Here is a 14,815-nt window from a genome sequence, read left to right as displayed (position 1 = left end):
AGCATGATCCGGAAAAGTGCGCAGCGGTTTTCCGAAAAGATCATGCTTAAACAACAACCTAAAGCGCGATGACGATTCAGCCTAATCGCATCGCGCTTTAGAAGCTCACAACAACTTTCAAGGACGCTTCCCAGCGGCTACGACGAAGACGGGTTCGGGAATCAACATCCCGGCCCGTCTTCTCGTTATGACGGCAGCTCGAGTTAGTAGATATCTGTTGCGGTTTGCGAGAACCTTCACCGCCGGCACAGCGGCGCCTTTGTCAGCCCTTGTGTCGCCTGGCCCTGACGTCGACGATCAGCCGCCAATCGGCCGCGGCGGCCGGCCTCGCCTCGCCGAGCCAATGGAAGGAGTCCCCGGTGATCTCCGTGAAGCTCCACCGCGTCAGCTCGCCGGCTTCGGTCGTGCCTTCCTGCACGATGTCCTCGCCGCGGGGACGGCCGATCTGCTGGCGGAAGACGCTGCGACCCGGATCGAACCAGGAGATCCGCCACGCATCGATGGTCGGATCGTAAACGCGAAGCGTCGTGCCGTACCAATTGCCGGCGATTGGAAAGGCCGGCGCGCCCGCGGGCCGGGGTATCATCCAGACGTCCTGGACGGCTCGGCCTTCCAGCACCCAGCCGAAATGAATCTCGCCGGGCGCTACGTGCTTCGTGCCATCGGATCCATGGGCGGTGATCTCGGCATCCCAGTCGCCGACGAAGCGGCCATAGAGTTGAAGCGCCGCCGCATGCTCGGGGTTCGGTCCGTCCGCGTGCAAAAGTCTGGCAAAGTCGGTCATGTTGCTCTCCTGTTGCCGGCAGATCAACACGACCGGCCGGCGGCCGGCTTGGAGAAAATTGCGGCTCAGACCCCGTCGAGGATGATCACCGTCGGCTTCGACGGCAGCGCATCGCGCGACATCCGGAAGGTCCGCTCGGAGCGCCGGTCGATCTCGAACTGCTGGCCGATCCGGCGCATGAAGTCGTCGAGCGGGGTGGCGAAGCGGTGCATCGGCAGCACCACCGAGGCGCGCAACCGCTTGGTGATTTCGGAGATGCCCTCCAGCGACATGGTGTAGGTGCCGTCGATCGGCACCATCACGATATCGAGCCGCCCGATCTGGGCGAAATGGCTGTCGTCGAGCTTGTGATGGAGGTGGCCGAGATGGCCGATGCAGAGGCCCGCGGCCTCGAAGATGAAGATCGAATTGCCGTCGCGGATCATGTCGGTGCCGGCATCGTCGCCGAAATAACGGCGGATGTCGGTCGTGACATTTCGGATGAAGGCATCGCCGATGCGTTGCGACACGATTGCCGGCTTGCCGTCCTCGCTCCAGCCATGCAGCACGTGGGGAATTCGCCTGTCGGGAAAAAGAGTGTAGTGGGTGCTATGGGCGCGGTTCATGGTGGCGACGTCGGGCAGCCGTCCCACCTGATAGGCGCCGCTGTAATCGGTCGCGATGCGCAAGCCGCCGGGCGTGTCGACGTAATAGGTGGAATGGCCGGCATAGGTGATCTCGACCTCGGCCGCGGCCGCCACCTGCCGGAATGCGACCGGCATCGCACGGGGCGCCGCGTTCGCCATCGCCAGGCACTCGCTGCGCTGCGGCTGCTGGGCAAGGGCTGGGGCCAGCAGCCAGCCGAGGAAACCGAAGGCCGTCAGCAATAGTCGAGACATCACTGGTCCATCCGCCATTCAGTCGACGATCCGGTCAGTGTATCTTCGAATTGTTGCGGCGTCATGCCGTCGCGTGCCACATTAAGCATAGAGTCATCCTCCGCTTGTTCCGGTGTCGGGTCTTGCCTACCCATTACCCGATGGACGCGGCCGCAAATATCGAGCGATATCGCGCGCTCGACAGTTGGCGCGGCATTTGCGCTTGCATGGTTGCGCTGTTCCACTTCGACGTGATCAGCCATCTGTCCTTCCTGCCGCTCACCAGACATGCCTATCTGTTCGTCGATTTCTTCTTCGTATTGAGCGGCTTCGTCATCGCGTCGAATTACCGTTCACGCCTTGCCGAGGGCTTCGGCATCGGCCGCTTTCTCCTCCTGAGGCTTGGGCGGATCTATCCGCTGCATCTTGTGACGTTGCTGCTGTTCATTCCCGTCGACGCTGCGAAGGACGGCATCGGCCCGAACCTGCTGCAGGCCATCGTCACCAACCTGCTCCTCTTGCAGGGACTCGGCGTCAATCCGCAGAACTGGCTGAATTTCGCGAGCTGGAGCATCAGCGCCGAGTTCGCCGCCTATGTGATCTTCGCCGCGGTCGTCAGCAGGATCGGGCCGACGATCTGGCCCTGGCTGCTCCCGATCATCGCCGGGCCGATCGTCCTCGCCACGATAAGCCCGGACGGCATGAACGCGACTTACGATTACGGTCTGGTGCGCTGTCTGTATGGCTTCGCGCTTGGCGTTCTCTCCTTCGATCTACGAGAGCGATTCACGGTGTTGCGCGCAGGCCTGACGCCGTTCGGCGAGACGTTGCTGGAGACGGCGAGCCTTCTGCTCGTCATCGGCTATGTTTCGGCGGCCGGGCGCAGCGCCGCTTTGCAGGTGGGCTCGCCGGTGGTGTTCACGCTGGTCGTTCTGGTGTTCGCCCGCGAAGCTGGGGCGGTCAGTCGCCGGCTGACGATGCCGTTCATGCTCGTGGTCGGGACGCTGACCTATTCGATCTACATGCTGCATCCGCTCGTCAGGGCCGTGGTGCGGGCGATCCTCATGGTCGTCGAGCGGCTGGGGCATACCAACCTGTTCGTCTCCTCCGCGTTGAGCTCGGGCCATGAGCCGACGAAGGTGGTCTCCATCGATGGATCGCTGTGGCTTGGCGATCTGCTGCAAATAGCGATGCTGCTGCTGACCGTCCTGCTGTCGGTTGCAACGTATCGTCTTGTCGAGGAGCCCGGGCGCAACTGGGTCAGGCGCCTGGTTGATCGGCGGAAGGTCGCCACGGTACGCCGCGCACAGCCGGCTTTCGACACCTGACGTTTGCGGCTCGATCAGCCTCACTCCCGCCTTGGGCTGAACTTCCAGGTGACCGCAACGAGGCTCGCGGTGATCAGGCCGCTGATGAGGCCCGCAACGGGGAGCGCGAGCAGCAGCGCTGCGGTCGCGGCCCAGCCGATCGAGGAGAAGGCTTCGGCAATGGTCGCCAGCCGCGACGAGGTCTGGCGGCGCCGGAATTGGCTGCGCCGGGCCTGCACCCGGAACCAGAGCTGGATCGCCGTCGCGGAGGCCGCACTGACGATGACCGCGCCGGCACTGATCGCGGCCTGATACGGCGAAGCGAAAGCGAGTGCCGCGACCAACGGGCAGAAGATGACGGCGACCGCGATCAGCACCACCTCGATCTTGGCGCGGATGAGGCTGGCTGGCGTCAATGGCGCAGTCGCGACCAGGTCGGGAGCGTCCTCGCCCGAGATAGTCAGCCAGGCAAGTCCGCCGGCGAGCTGTCCGGCCGCCATCACGATGACAGGCGTGATCAGCGTCAGCGCCGCCGAGCTGTCGGCAAAATTGCGCCAGAGCAGCAGCGCCGGCGGCACCAGATAGAGCAGCTGCATCAGCGTCTGCGAGATCAGCCAGGGATCGCGCCAGAGCAGCGAGAATTCCTTGCGCCGCAGCGCCTGTTGCCGCGAGCCGATGCGGAACGGCCGCTCCTTCGCGCGCCTCATGCCAGAGGTGCCGTAGGCCGCGGCATCGATCGCCGTGTCGGCAAAGCGGTGCGAGAAGACCGCCATGACGCTTCCGAGCAGCACCAAAGCGAGCCCCAGGAGCAGCAGCAGGGCCTCGTTGTCGCCCATCACCGCCCGCGCCGGCCACCACCAGATGCTGTCGACGTCGGGGGCGTAGGCGGCCAATGTGCCGGAGGTCAAAAGGGTGAAGCGCGACAGCGTGCCGTAGGACATGATCGCGGCGACCTGGAGCGCGATCACGAAGCCGGCGCCGATGATCGCGGCGAGGATCTGGGCAATCAGGCGCGTCCGCGCCGGGCCGATCAGGCGAAACAACAGGATGGTGACGGCGATCGCGATCGCCGCGCCCGACAGGCCCAGGGCGACGACGACCCCGAACGCAGTGAGCCAGCGCGCACCGCCGCCGATCACGAGCACGTCGATGAAGGGCGTCGAGAACAGCAGCGCCATCATCGTGACGGTCAGCGCGATCGCGGCGATGCGGACCGAGAACAGATTGGCTAGCCGCGCCGGCGAGGACATGATCAGATCGAGATCGGCGCGGGCGTAGAACACCCGCGTCACCGATTCGATCGCCTGCGACAGCATCAAGGTCCAGGCGAGAAAGATCGTCGCCGAGATCACGATCAGCGAGGACTTGTCGAGCGGCAGTTGCAGCTCGGCGAAACGGCCGATCACCGCCCAGGCCGGCAGGTGCAGCAGCGCGGCGAAGCAGACGAGGCCGATGATTGCGGCGCGCGTCCGCTTGCGTCGTCCGCCGGTCATCATGGCGAACCATTCGCGCCAGGCGAGCCGGAGCTCGTGGCGGGCGAACCAGGAGAGCGCGGTCGCCGAGCTCATGCGGCTTCCGGCAGCGTCACCAGCGCGATGAAGAGATCCTCCAGGCTGGTATCGGCATCGCCGTTCTGCTGGCGCAATTCGGTCAGCGTGCCTTCGGCGACGAGGCGGCCCGAGGCGATCACGCCGATGCGGTCGGCCATGCGCTCGGCCACCTCGAGAATATGCGTGGTCATGATGACGGTGCAGCCGGCGCGGACACGCTCGCCGAGCAGGCCTTTCACATGGCGGGCCGAGACCGCATCGAGCCCTGTCAGCGGCTCGTCGAGGATGATGAGGCGGGGATCGTGCACCAGCGCACCAGCCAGCGCCACCTTCTGACGCATGCCCTTGGAGAACCCCTCGCAGCGCTCGTGCCGGTGCGGCGCGAGGCCGAGCGAGGAGAGCAGGTCCTGGGCGACCGGCTCGGACACCGACGGCGCGATGCCCCAGAGGCCGGCGACGAATTCGAGATATTCGAGCGGGGTCAGCTTGTCGTAGATCATCGGCTCGTCGGAGACCCACGCCATCACCTGCTTGGCGGCCACAGGGTCTTGGAGCGCATCGATGCCGAAGATCGAGACGCGGCCGGCATCGGGGCGCAGCAGGCCCGCCACCATGCGCAAAGTCGTGGTCTTGCCGGCGCCGTTGGGGCCGACCAGCGCATAGAATTCGCCGGCGTGGACGGTGAGATCGAGGCTGTCGACCGCCAGACGGTCAAAACGCTTCGTTAACCCCAGGACTTCGAGCGCCGAGCTGTCCGGCTTCATGACGGCCATACCATCCGGTTTTGCATCGCTTCCGACCATGATCCGAAGATGTTTCGGCGCGGTGAATCGCGCCGCAGCAAATTCCGTCATCCGGATTGGACTAGAGGCAAGTCACCCGTACAAGTCACCGTTTGTTGACAGCGCTTGGCGGTTCAGGCTGAATTGGTTCCGGACAAATGGCGCTAGCGCAGCGAAACGACTGCCTAGCGACTGGACACAAGATGCGGCACGGCGGCCGGGAAGAGCCGCCGGTTGCATCGGGAGGACGCGCGTCAATGCTGGATTTCGTTCAGCAGCTGGTCAGCGGTGTTGCGCTCGGCTGCGTCTACGGCCTGATCGCGCTCGGCTTCGTGCTCGTCTACAAGGCCACCGAGGTCGTCAATTTCGCCCAGGGCGATCTGATGATGATCGGCGGTTTCTTCGCCTTCACCTTCATCGGCATGATGGGCCTGAACTACTGGATCGGCTTTGCCGGTGCGGTGGCCGCGATGGCGCTGTTCGGCATGCTGACGGAGCGCGTGGTGGTGCGGCCGATCCTCGGCTATCCGCAATTCTCCATCATCATGGTGACCATCGGCCTCGGCTATTTCCTGCGCTCGATCGCCGGCATGATCTGGGGCACCGATGATCTGAAGATCGAGACCCCGTTCAGCCAGGGCGTGCTGCGGATCGGCTCGCTGGTGCTCGCCTACGACAAGCTGTCGGTGATCGCGGCGACGATGATCCTGTGCACGCTGCTGTGGCTGTTCTTCAACAAGACCACGCTCGGCACCGCGATGCGTGCCAGCTCCGAGAACATGCTCGCGGCCTACTACATGGGCATTCCGGTCAAGCGCGTGGTGTCGATCGTCTGGGCGATCAGCGCGGCGGTCGCGACCTGCGCCGGCGTGCTGCTGGCGCCGATCACCTTCATCCATTCCAATGTCGGCCTCGTGCTCGGCCTCAAGGCGTTTCCGGCCGCGGTGCTCGGCGGCTTCGGCTCGATCCCGGGCGCCGTGGTCGGCGGCGTCCTGATCGGCGTGATCGAGAGCATGGCCGGCTTCTACCTGCCCGAAGGCTGGAAGGACGTCGCGCCCTATGTCGTGCTGCTCGCGGTGCTGCTCCTGAAGCCCGAAGGCCTGTTCGGCCACCACGTCCGCAAGAAGGTCTGAACGCCATGCGCTTCCTGTTCAAGACCGACTACGAGGACGACATCAAGCTGTTCCCGCATTCGGGCTATTGGGTCTCGTACGGCGTCCTGCTCGCGCTGCTGCTGATCGCGCCCCATGTGCTCTCCAGCTATCTGATGAGCCAGCTGGTCTTCGTCTGCATCTACGCGATCGTCGGCGTCGCGCTTCTGATCCTGACTGGCTTCACCGGCCAGGCCTCGCTCGGCCACGCCGCGTTCCTCGCCATCGGGGCCTACACGGCCGCTTATTTGCAGACATACAACGTACCGTTCCCGGTCTACTTCCTCGCCGCCGGGCTCCTGACCGGCATCATCGGCGCGATGGTCGGGTTTCCCGCCCTGCGCCTGACCGGCATCTACCTCGTCATCGCCACCATCTCCTTTGCCCTGATCGTCGAGGAGATCCTGGCGCGCTGGGAAAGCGTCACCCACGGCAACGAGGGCATGCGGGTCAAGACGCTGTCGCTGCTCGGCGTCGCGGTGCCGCGCGACAGCCCGACCTTCTATTACCTCTGCCTTGCCGTGCTGGTGCTGACCATCGTCGGCACGCTCAACCTGCTGCGCTCGCCGACCGGCCGCGCCTTCGTCGCGATCCGCGACAGCGAGACCGCGGCGCGCAGCATGGGCGTCAATGTCGCGCTCTACAAGGTGAAGTCCTTTGCGATCTCGGCGGCGATCACCGGCTTTGCCGGCGTGCTGTTCGCGCACAAGCTCTCCTTCATCTCGCCGGAAATGTTCACGCTGCAGCTCTCGATCGAGTTCATCATCGTGATCCTGATCGGCGGCACCTTCAGCCTGCACGGCGCGGTGCTGGGCGCGATCTTCATCGTGATGATCGATCCGTTCCTGACTTACCTCAAGGACGACATGCCCGGCATGATCGCCGGGATCGCGGCGGCATTCGGCGCCGGCCCGGCCACCGCGGGAGATATCCAATCGAAGGTCGCGGCCTTCGCCTCGCTCAACGGCCTGAAAGGCGCGATCTACGGCATCATCATCGTGCTGTTCGTGTTGTTCGAGCCGCTCGGCCTCTACGGCCGCTGGCTGAAGATCAAGCTCTTCTTCCAGCTGTTCCCGCTCTACAAGCGCGCCACCTTCAAGCGGCAGAAGATCTACGTGAAGTCGGAGCGGAATCGATGAGCTATTTCCGCGCCGAGAACCTGTCGCTGCATTTCGGGGGCCTCAAGGCCGTCGATGCGGTATCCTTCGCGCTCGAGAAGGGCGAGATCCTGTCGATCATCGGGCCGAACGGCGCCGGCAAGAGCTCGATCTTCAACCTGATCTCGCGGATCTACCGGCCGACCTCGGGCCGGATCTTCTTCGAGGACCAGGACATCACGGAAGAGGCGCCCTACGACATCGCCAAGCTCGGCATCGCGCGCACCTTCCAGAACATCGAGCTGTTCGAGAATGCGACCGTGCTCTCCAACCTTCTGGTCGGCCGCCATCGGCACTCGACCACGCAGCTCTGGCAGGAGCTGCTGTTCCTGCCGAGCGTGCGGGCCAACGAGAAGGTTCACCGCCGCAGGGTCGAGCAGGTCATCGAATTCCTCGATCTCGAACCCTATCGCGACAAGCTGATCTCCGGCCTGCCTTACGGCGTGCGCAAGGTGATCGAGCTGGCGCGCGCCCTGTGCTCGGAGCCGAAGCTGATCCTGCTCGACGAGCCGTCCTCCGGTCTCAACGTCGAGGAGACCGACGACATGTCGTTCTGGATCCGCGACATGAAAAGCGAGCTCGGCATCACCGTGCTGATGGTCGAGCACGACATGTCGCTGGTCAATCGCGTCTCCGACCGGGTCATCGCGCTGAACTACGGCAGGGTGCTGGCGATGGGCTCGCCCGCCGAAGTGCAGCAGCACCCCGACGTCGTCGCCGCGTATCTGGGAGCCTGACGCATGGATGCTGCGGTGACACCCGATATCATCCTGAAGCTCTCCAACATCGAGAGCTATTACGGGCCGATCATGGCGATCCGCGGCATTTCGCTGGAGGTTCCGCGCGGTCGCATCGTCACGCTATTGGGGGCGAACGGCGCCGGCAAGACCACTGTACTGAAGACGATCTCGGGCATTCTCGATCCGCAGAAGGGCTCGATCGAATTCCTGGGCAAGCCGATCCAGCGCATGGAGGCCGACCGGATCGTGCGGCTCGGCCTCAGCCATGTGCCGGAGGGGCGGGAGGTGTTCCCATTCCTGTCGGTGCGCGAGAACCTGATGATGGGCGCCTATCCGCGCAAGGACCGTGACGGCGTGGCGGAGGACCTGGAGCGCGTCTACGGCTATTTCCCGCGCCTGAAGGAGCGCATCAACCAGCCGGCCGGCCAGCTCTCCGGCGGCGAGCAGCAGATGCTCGCGATCGGACGCGCCCTGATGAACCGGCCGACGCTGCTCTTGCTCGACGAGCCCTCGCTCGGCCTGTCCCCGCTGCTGGTGAAGGAGATCTTCACCATCATCCGGCGCGTCAACGAGGAGCAGGGCATGTCGATCCTGCTGGTCGAGCAGAACGCCAAGGTGGCGCTGGAGACGGCGCATTACGGCTACGTGCTGGAGATCGGCCGCATCGTGATGAACGACAGCTGCGACCGCTTGATGCATTCCCAGGACATCCAGGAGTTCTACCTTGGCGCCAAGGAAGCCGGCGCCCGCGGCGAGCGGCGCTGGAAGAAGAAGAAGACGTGGCGGTGAGGAAGAGCTGGCAGTAAGATGGGATTGCCCATCCGCAAGCAAAGACCGCCGGCAAGGCAGGCCGCGGAGGGGAGAGCGACAAGGAGGAGACGCGCATGGCCCGACCGGCGGTGCTGACGGTCGCTGATACGATCGCAAGGAGCTTTTTGCGCGCTGCGGAGACGCGGGGCGATCGGCCGGCTATCCGCGAGAAGAAGTTCGGAATCTGGCAGCCGACGAGCTGGCGCGAATGGCTGGAGATATCCAAGGACATTGCCTACGCGCTTCACGCGTCCGGCTTCAGGCCCGGTGACGTCGCCTCCATCATCGCCAACGCCGTCCCGGAGTGGGTTTATGTCGACATGGGCATCCTGTGCGCCGGCGGCGTCTCCTCGGGCATCTATCCGACCGACGCATCGTCCCAGGTCGAATACCTCGTCAACGATTCCGGGACGAAAGTCATCTTCGCCGAGGACGAGGAGCAGCTTGACAAGATTCTCGCCTGCCGTGCCCGCTGTCCGTCCCTGCAGAAGATCATCGTGTTCGACATGGAGGGTCTCAGCGGCTTCTCCGACGACATGGTGATGTCGCTCGACGAATTTCGCGCGCTCGGCCGCAATCACATGGTCGGGCGCGAGGCGCTGTGGCAGGAGATGATCGACAGCCGCAGCGTCGGCGACCTCGCCATCCTCGTTTACACGTCCGGCACGACCGGCCCGCCCAAGGGCGCGATGCACGCCAACCGCAGCGTCACGCACCAGATGCGCCACGCCAACGACTTCATCCCGGCGCGGGACGACGAGGACAGGCTGATCTTCCTGCCGCTCTGCCACGTCGCCGAGCGCATCGGCGGCTATTACATCTCGGTCGCGCTGGGCTCGGTGATGAATTTCGCGGAGAGCCCGGAGACGGTGCCGGACAATCTGCGCGAGGTGCAGCCGACCGTTTTCCTCGCGGTGCCGCGCATCTGGGAGAAATTCTACTCCGCCATCACCATCGCGCTGAAGGATGCGACGCCGCTGCAGCAATGGGTCTATCGCCGCGCCATCGGCCTCGGCTACCGCATGGTCGAGTACCGGCTCGAGGGCAAGCCGCCGCCGCTGTCGCTGCGGCTCGCAAACCGCATCGCCTACCGGGTCGCATTCCGCAACATCCGACGCATGATCGGGCTCGACCGCTGCCGCATCGCCTTCACCGGCGCAGCGCCGATCGCGCCGGAGCTGATCCGCTGGTATCTCGCGCTCGGCATCGACATGCACGAGGTCTACGGCCAGACCGAGAATTGCGGCGTCGCCACCATGATGCCGGCGGAGCGGGTCAAGCTCGGCTCGGTCGGCACCGCGGTGCCCTGGGGCGAGGTCGCGCTGTCGCCCGAGGGCGAGATCCTGATCAAGGGCGACTTCCTGTTCATGGGTTATTTGAACCAGCCGGAGAAGACCGCCGAGACCATCGATTCACGCGGCTGGCTGCATACCGGCGACGTCGGCACCATCGACAATGAAGGCTTCGTCCGGATCACCGACCGGATGAAGGACATCATCATCACCTCCGGCGGCAAGAACATCACGCCGTCCGAGATCGAGAACCAGCTCAAATTCTCGCCCTACATCTCCGATGCGGTCGTGATCGGCGACAAGCGGCCGTATCTCACTTGCCTCGTGATGATCGACCAGGAGAATGTCGAGAAGTTCGCCCAGGACCACGACATTCCCTTCACCAATTATGCCAGCCTGTGCCGGGCAGTGGAGATTCAGGACCTGATCTGGCGCGAGATCGAGCAGGTCAACGGCAATTTTGCCCGCGTCGAGACCATCAAGAGGTTCTACCTGATCGAGCGCCAGCTCACGCCCGAGGACGAGGAGCTGACGCCGACCATGAAGCTGAAGCGCGGCTTCGTGAACAAGCGCTATGCCGCCGAGATCGAAGCGATGTATCGCCAGCGCGCCGTGGCATGAGGCGCCGGACTATCTGAGAAAGCGAAGGAGCGATGGCCCCCGCCCTTCGCGTAATACGGGCCTTTAGGAGAGGAGACGTCAATGTCGAAATCGTTCAGCGCGTTCGGCCTTGCTGTGAGTGCCGTGGTGCTCACCTGTCTGCCGGCCGCGGCGCAGACCAAGGTCACCAACGAGGGCATCTCGGCAACCGAGATCGTCATCGGTACCCACCAGGACCTGTCGGGTCCGATCAAGGGCTGGGGCGTCCCGGTCGCAAACGGCATGAAGATGGCCGCCGAGGAGATCAATGCGTCCGGCGGGATCAACGGCCGCAAGATCCGGCTGGTCGTCGAGGACAGCGGCTATGACCCGAAAAAGGCCGTGCTGGCTTCGCAAAAGCTGATCGAGCGCGACAAGATCTTCGCGATGGTGGGACCGATGGGGTCGCCCACCGTGCTCGCCGCGCAGGACATCCTGTTCGACGCCGGCGTGCTGCAGCTGTTCCCGCTCACGGCGGCCGAGTTCACCTTCAAGTTCGATCCGGCCAAGCCGCAGGAGCGACTGAAGTTCAACAATCTGCTGCCCTACGTCGAGAGCACCCGAGCCGCGCTGAAATACATGATGGAATGGAAGGGCTTCAAGAAGGCCTGCATCATGCATCAGGACGACGAGTACGGTAAGAACGTGCTCGACGGCTTCAATCAGCAGCTCACCGCCATGAAGGCGCAGCCGGCTTCGATCACGAGCTACAAGCGCGGCGCCTCCGATTTCAGCGCGCAGATCGCCAAGATGAAGTCCGACGGCTGCGACCTCGTCGTGCTCGGTACCGTGCTCCGCGAGACCATCGGGGCAATGTCCGAGGCCAAGAAGCTCGGCTGGGACGTCACCTTCCTCGGTGCCACCCCCACCAACGTGATGGAGGTTCCTGCATTGGGCAAGGAAGCCGTCGAGGGTCTCTACGCCGCCAGCGGCTTCGAGATCCCTTATGAGGACACCGCCAAGGGCAAGGTGAAAGACTGGCTCGTCAACTACAAGAAGATGTTCGGCACCGACGCCAACACGCAGGCGATCATCGGCTACAATGCGATGATGACCTTCGCCTTCTACGCGCAGAAGGCGGGCAAGGATCTCACGGGCCAGAAGATGCTTGATGCACTGGAATCGGGTGAGAAATTCCTCGACATCTTCAACTCGCCGCCGACCAAGTTCTCCAAGACCGACCACCTCGCCAACACCATCACCCAGGTGCAGCAGGTCAAGGGCGGCCGCTGGGTGCTGGTGAAGGACAATCTGATGTTCTGATGCTTCTTGCTTCTCCCCGCGTGCGGGGAGAGGCCGCATCGCATTGGAGATGCGATGCGGGTGAGAGGGACTCTCCGCGAGTCCAACACTCACCGTGATCGCAGAGACAGCCCATCACCCCAACCCTCTCCCCGCGAAGAGCGGGGAGAGCAAGCTACGATCCCCCGCCCGCCGTTCCTGAATTCACCGGCGCCAGCTCATCCTCCCGGCACCGCCAGCCGTCGGCGGCTTTCACGAAAGCAAAGGTCCGCTGGATGCGCAGGCGGCGCGTCACGTTGAAGGATCCCGCCTGGCGCTCGTTGTTGGCGGCGCCTGCCTGCGGACGGCCCGTCCTTGCGTCCCAGCAGGTGCCGGTGCAGGTGGTCGCGACCTTGCTGCACATGGTGAAGGGCGCCAGCACGGCCATCTCGATCTCGCCCGTGACCTGCGCCTCCTGCTCGGTCACCTGGCTGTCGAGTGCGTAGACGCGGTTGATGCGCAGGAAGCTGCCGCAGGAATTGGCCGCATGGATCCGCGCCGCGCAGAAGTCGATCGCGTCGGTGTCGGGGAGGCGGGCCGCGACCTGCCGGCCGAACACCTTCCTGGGGTCTGCCTTCGCCGCGCGGATTTCCTCGGTCTTGCGCCTCAAATAATCGGCAAGACAGTCCTCGGCGGATTCAAGCTCCTGAAGCGGCACGTTCTCCTTGCCGACCAGATTGCATTTGCGGTCGCGCTCGCGGCTCCACCTGCCATATTCGGCGAAGGCAAAGCGCGCCGCGGTCGGGTCCAGCTTGCCGATCAGGCCGAGCACCTGGGCATTGAGCTCCGTTTCCGCCAGCGCCAGCGCTGGGTCCGCACAGATCAGCGCGCCCGCTGCGGTGTTGGCCGCCAGGCAGTCGAAGTCGGGATCGCGCACGATCGCGGCGCGCTCCTCGGTCACCTTGAGCAGGCACGCCTTCACCCGATCGAGATCGTCGGCGCGGACGGGGCTCTGCCCGACGATGCCGCAGCTGAGATTGCGCTGGCGGACCCAGATCGCATTCTCCTCGATCGCAGGCAGGCGATCGGGCAGGCGGGCGAGCCGCGCCTCGATCGCCGCGCTCAGCTTCTCGGCAGCCGCCGCAAGCGTGGCATCACCGCAGAACAATTGGTTGCCGGGGTCGCGAATCTGCTGGCAGTTGTTCTTGGCGAATAGCGGCAGCCGATCGGCGATGGAGCGGTCGGATGGCGCGGATTGCGCGAAGGCCGGGACGGCCGGCAATGCCAGTAGCGCAAGCACAGACAGCACGGTGATGCGCATTCTCGTCGTCCCCCAGCGTGGCCCCGGCCATGCTAGCGTTCCGCATGGCGCGGTGGAATGGCCTTGTGGGGAAGTCGCAGTGATGCGCAGCTATGAGGCTGCCGAACCGATCAACGTGCCTCGGCAGCGACCATCGAGAATCGCACGGGGTCGTCGACATATTTCAGCACGCCCGACTGGTAGAGTGCGAACAGCGGCTGGTAGCTCCGCGCAGCGTCGTCCTCGAGCATCGCCATGCGGCGGTTGTCGAGCATCAGCCAGTGGCCGTCGAGCTTTGCCGCGGCGACCGCATGATCTTCACCGGCCCTGACGTCGCGCACCACGACGATGCGAAGGTCTTCGGCGGCAATGCCTGCCAGCCGCAGCGCGGCCAGCTTGGCGATGGCGTAGTCCTCGCAATCGCCGGCGCCGTTCGCGAAGGTCGCAAGCGGCGAGCTCCAGACGTCGTCGATGCCGTCATTGGCGGCCCGGATGGCGAGGTTGACGGCGCGGTTGGTCTCGCCGAGCCGTGCGCGGCCGTCGCGAGTGCGGGCCTGGTCGACGATGGCGAGCAGCTTCAGGGCCGCAGGCGATGCGCAATTGTCCCGGTCGCCGTCGCACAGCGCAAGCTGCACCATGTCGTCGTCCAGCCTGTCCCTCAGCGCGAGCCATTTTTGCCGCAGGCTGCCGGACGAAATGGCGAAGGCGAACACGCCGAACGGCTCGGCGGATTTGCGCACGAGAAGGCCGGCTCCCGGCGACAGCAGCGAGCCGGCGCGAAGCTCGGCGGCCGATCCGAACAGGATCAATCCGCACAGGACAAGGATTGCGCGCCAGGCGCGCGAGCGAGCAGCGGTCTCCATCTGACATCCCCTTGCCTGGCTTCGCCGGGTCCCCCTCGACCTCGACGTGCCGGGCTTTGTTGCTTTCGGGGAGATAGTGCGAGACGGGCTGTTTTGTTCTGCTTAACGCGCCCGGCTGGGGTGGCAAAACCGGGCAACAGGCTGAAATAGACCTGCGCGAATTGCGTAAAATTTTACGATTCGCTAGCTAGAGGGTACCCGGCTGCCGCCAAACGGAGGGCAATTGCAGGTGCAGGTTGTAGGAAGGCCGAATCCGCGCGTCATGGCTAACACCCCCCAATTTCATGGGGTTCTGTTAGTTAGATCACAGATTTAACCCCGTATTTGCCGCAGGATGTGGCGGGACTTCGCGAAGGAAAGAT

14 protein-coding genes are annotated in these 14,815 nt (G+C 64.5%); 7 read left to right on the top strand and 7 right to left on the bottom strand.

Annotated elements, in window-relative coordinates:
- Positions 1–262 precede the first annotated feature (262 nt).
- From AC066S_RS08645 to AC066S_RS08635, 3 genes are all read right to left on the bottom strand, one after another.
- Positions 263–784, bottom strand: a complete 522-nt coding sequence (locus tag AC066S_RS08645; RefSeq protein WP_164718851.1) for a hypothetical protein — start codon at positions 782–784, stop codon at positions 263–265.
- Positions 785–849: 65 nt separating this feature from the next.
- A complete protein-coding gene (locus AC066S_RS08640) occupies positions 850–1,662 on the bottom strand; it encodes an MBL fold metallo-hydrolase (RefSeq protein ID WP_126259589.1) in 813 nt (270 codons plus the stop codon).
- The gene (locus tag AC066S_RS08635; protein WP_478269421.1) at positions 1,662–1,904 is read right to left on the bottom strand and encodes a hypothetical protein; all 243 of its coding nucleotides are present in this window, start codon (positions 1,902–1,904) and stop codon (positions 1,662–1,664) included. The genes AC066S_RS08640 and AC066S_RS08635 overlap by 1 nt, the downstream gene beginning before the upstream one ends.
- On the opposite strand from AC066S_RS08635, the gene AC066S_RS08630 reads away from it, so the two are divergent.
- The gene (locus AC066S_RS08630; RefSeq protein ID WP_478269420.1) at positions 1,869–2,969 is read left to right on the top strand and encodes an acyltransferase family protein; all 1,101 of its coding nucleotides are present in this window, start codon (positions 1,869–1,871) and stop codon (positions 2,967–2,969) included. The genes AC066S_RS08635 and AC066S_RS08630 overlap by 36 nt on opposite strands.
- A gap of 20 nt (positions 2,970–2,989) precedes the next feature.
- Here AC066S_RS08630 and AC066S_RS08625 read toward each other — a convergent pair whose 3' ends face one another.
- The gene (locus AC066S_RS08625) at positions 2,990–4,516 is read right to left on the bottom strand and encodes a permease (RefSeq protein ID WP_126259591.1); all 1,527 of its coding nucleotides are present in this window, start codon (positions 4,514–4,516) and stop codon (positions 2,990–2,992) included.
- Positions 4,513–5,262, bottom strand: coding sequence for an ABC transporter ATP-binding protein (locus AC066S_RS08620; RefSeq protein WP_167767763.1), 750 nt, complete (start codon positions 5,260–5,262; stop codon positions 4,513–4,515). Before AC066S_RS08620 ends, AC066S_RS08625 begins: the two co-directional genes overlap by 4 nt.
- A 275-nt stretch (positions 5,263–5,537) precedes the next feature.
- Here AC066S_RS08620 and AC066S_RS08615 point away from each other — a divergent pair, with 275 nt between their 5' ends.
- From AC066S_RS08615 to AC066S_RS08590, 6 genes are all read left to right on the top strand, one after another.
- Positions 5,538–6,413 (top strand): branched-chain amino acid ABC transporter permease, encoded by an 876-nt coding sequence (locus AC066S_RS08615; protein WP_126259593.1) that lies wholly within the window; start codon positions 5,538–5,540, stop codon positions 6,411–6,413.
- A gap of 5 nt (positions 6,414–6,418) precedes the next feature.
- The gene (locus AC066S_RS08610) at positions 6,419–7,570 is read left to right on the top strand and encodes a branched-chain amino acid ABC transporter permease (RefSeq protein ID WP_135171326.1); all 1,152 of its coding nucleotides are present in this window, start codon (positions 6,419–6,421) and stop codon (positions 7,568–7,570) included.
- Positions 7,567–8,325, top strand: a complete 759-nt coding sequence (locus AC066S_RS08605; protein WP_126259595.1) for an ABC transporter ATP-binding protein — start codon at positions 7,567–7,569, stop codon at positions 8,323–8,325. Before AC066S_RS08610 ends, AC066S_RS08605 begins: the two co-directional genes overlap by 4 nt.
- A 3-nt stretch (positions 8,326–8,328) precedes the next feature.
- Positions 8,329–9,117: an ABC transporter ATP-binding protein gene (locus tag AC066S_RS08600; RefSeq protein WP_126259596.1), complete on the top strand. Its 789-nt coding sequence runs from the start codon at positions 8,329–8,331 to the stop codon at positions 9,115–9,117.
- Between the two features lie 95 nt (positions 9,118–9,212).
- A complete protein-coding gene (locus tag AC066S_RS08595; protein WP_478269419.1) occupies positions 9,213–11,051 on the top strand; it encodes an AMP-dependent synthetase/ligase in 1,839 nt (612 codons plus the stop codon).
- Positions 11,052–11,132: 81 nt separating this feature from the next.
- The gene (locus tag AC066S_RS08590; protein WP_126259598.1) at positions 11,133–12,332 is read left to right on the top strand and encodes an ABC transporter substrate-binding protein; all 1,200 of its coding nucleotides are present in this window, start codon (positions 11,133–11,135) and stop codon (positions 12,330–12,332) included.
- Between the two features lie 154 nt (positions 12,333–12,486).
- Here the strand turns inward: AC066S_RS08590 and AC066S_RS08585 are convergent, their stop codons facing one another.
- Positions 12,487–13,611 (bottom strand): lysozyme inhibitor LprI family protein, encoded by a 1,125-nt coding sequence (locus AC066S_RS08585; RefSeq protein WP_126259599.1) that lies wholly within the window; start codon positions 13,609–13,611, stop codon positions 12,487–12,489.
- A 110-nt stretch (positions 13,612–13,721) separates the two neighbouring features.
- Complete coding sequence (locus AC066S_RS08580; protein ID WP_478269418.1) at positions 13,722–14,453, bottom strand: transglutaminase-like cysteine peptidase; 732 nt, start codon at positions 14,451–14,453, stop codon at positions 13,722–13,724.
- Positions 14,454–14,815: the final 362 nt, after the last annotated feature.

Source organism: Bradyrhizobium sp. CFUWI (genome assembly GCF_056429085.1).
Note: the sequence above shows the minus strand (reverse complement) of the source record. Positions and strands in the feature narration are given on the sequence as shown.

Coding starts and splice junctions, on each gene's coding strand:
- AC066S_RS08605 (WP_126259595.1), top strand. CDS start 7,567: ATGAGCTATTTCCGCGCCGAGAACCTGTCGCTGCATTTCGGGGGCCTC.
- AC066S_RS08580 (WP_478269418.1), bottom strand. CDS start 14,453: ATGGAGACCGCTGCTCGCTCGCGCGCCTGGCGCGCAATCCTTGTCCTG.
- AC066S_RS08600 (WP_126259596.1), top strand. CDS start 8,329: ATGGATGCTGCGGTGACACCCGATATCATCCTGAAGCTCTCCAACATC.
- AC066S_RS08620 (WP_167767763.1), bottom strand. CDS start 5,262: ATGAAGCCGGACAGCTCGGCGCTCGAAGTCCTGGGGTTAACGAAGCGT.
- AC066S_RS08585 (WP_126259599.1), bottom strand. CDS start 13,611: ATGCGCATCACCGTGCTGTCTGTGCTTGCGCTACTGGCATTGCCGGCC.
- AC066S_RS08590 (WP_126259598.1), top strand. CDS start 11,133: ATGTCGAAATCGTTCAGCGCGTTCGGCCTTGCTGTGAGTGCCGTGGTG.
- AC066S_RS08630 (WP_478269420.1), top strand. CDS start 1,869: ATGGTTGCGCTGTTCCACTTCGACGTGATCAGCCATCTGTCCTTCCTG.
- AC066S_RS08645 (WP_164718851.1), bottom strand. CDS start 784: ATGACCGACTTTGCCAGACTTTTGCACGCGGACGGACCGAACCCCGAG.
- AC066S_RS08610 (WP_135171326.1), top strand. CDS start 6,419: ATGCGCTTCCTGTTCAAGACCGACTACGAGGACGACATCAAGCTGTTC.
- AC066S_RS08635 (WP_478269421.1), bottom strand. CDS start 1,904: ATGGCTGATCACGTCGAAGTGGAACAGCGCAACCATGCAAGCGCAAAT.
- AC066S_RS08595 (WP_478269419.1), top strand. CDS start 9,213: ATGGCCCGACCGGCGGTGCTGACGGTCGCTGATACGATCGCAAGGAGC.
- AC066S_RS08615 (WP_126259593.1), top strand. CDS start 5,538: ATGCTGGATTTCGTTCAGCAGCTGGTCAGCGGTGTTGCGCTCGGCTGC.
- AC066S_RS08640 (WP_126259589.1), bottom strand. CDS start 1,662: ATGTCTCGACTATTGCTGACGGCCTTCGGTTTCCTCGGCTGGCTGCTG.
- AC066S_RS08625 (WP_126259591.1), bottom strand. CDS start 4,516: ATGAGCTCGGCGACCGCGCTCTCCTGGTTCGCCCGCCACGAGCTCCGG.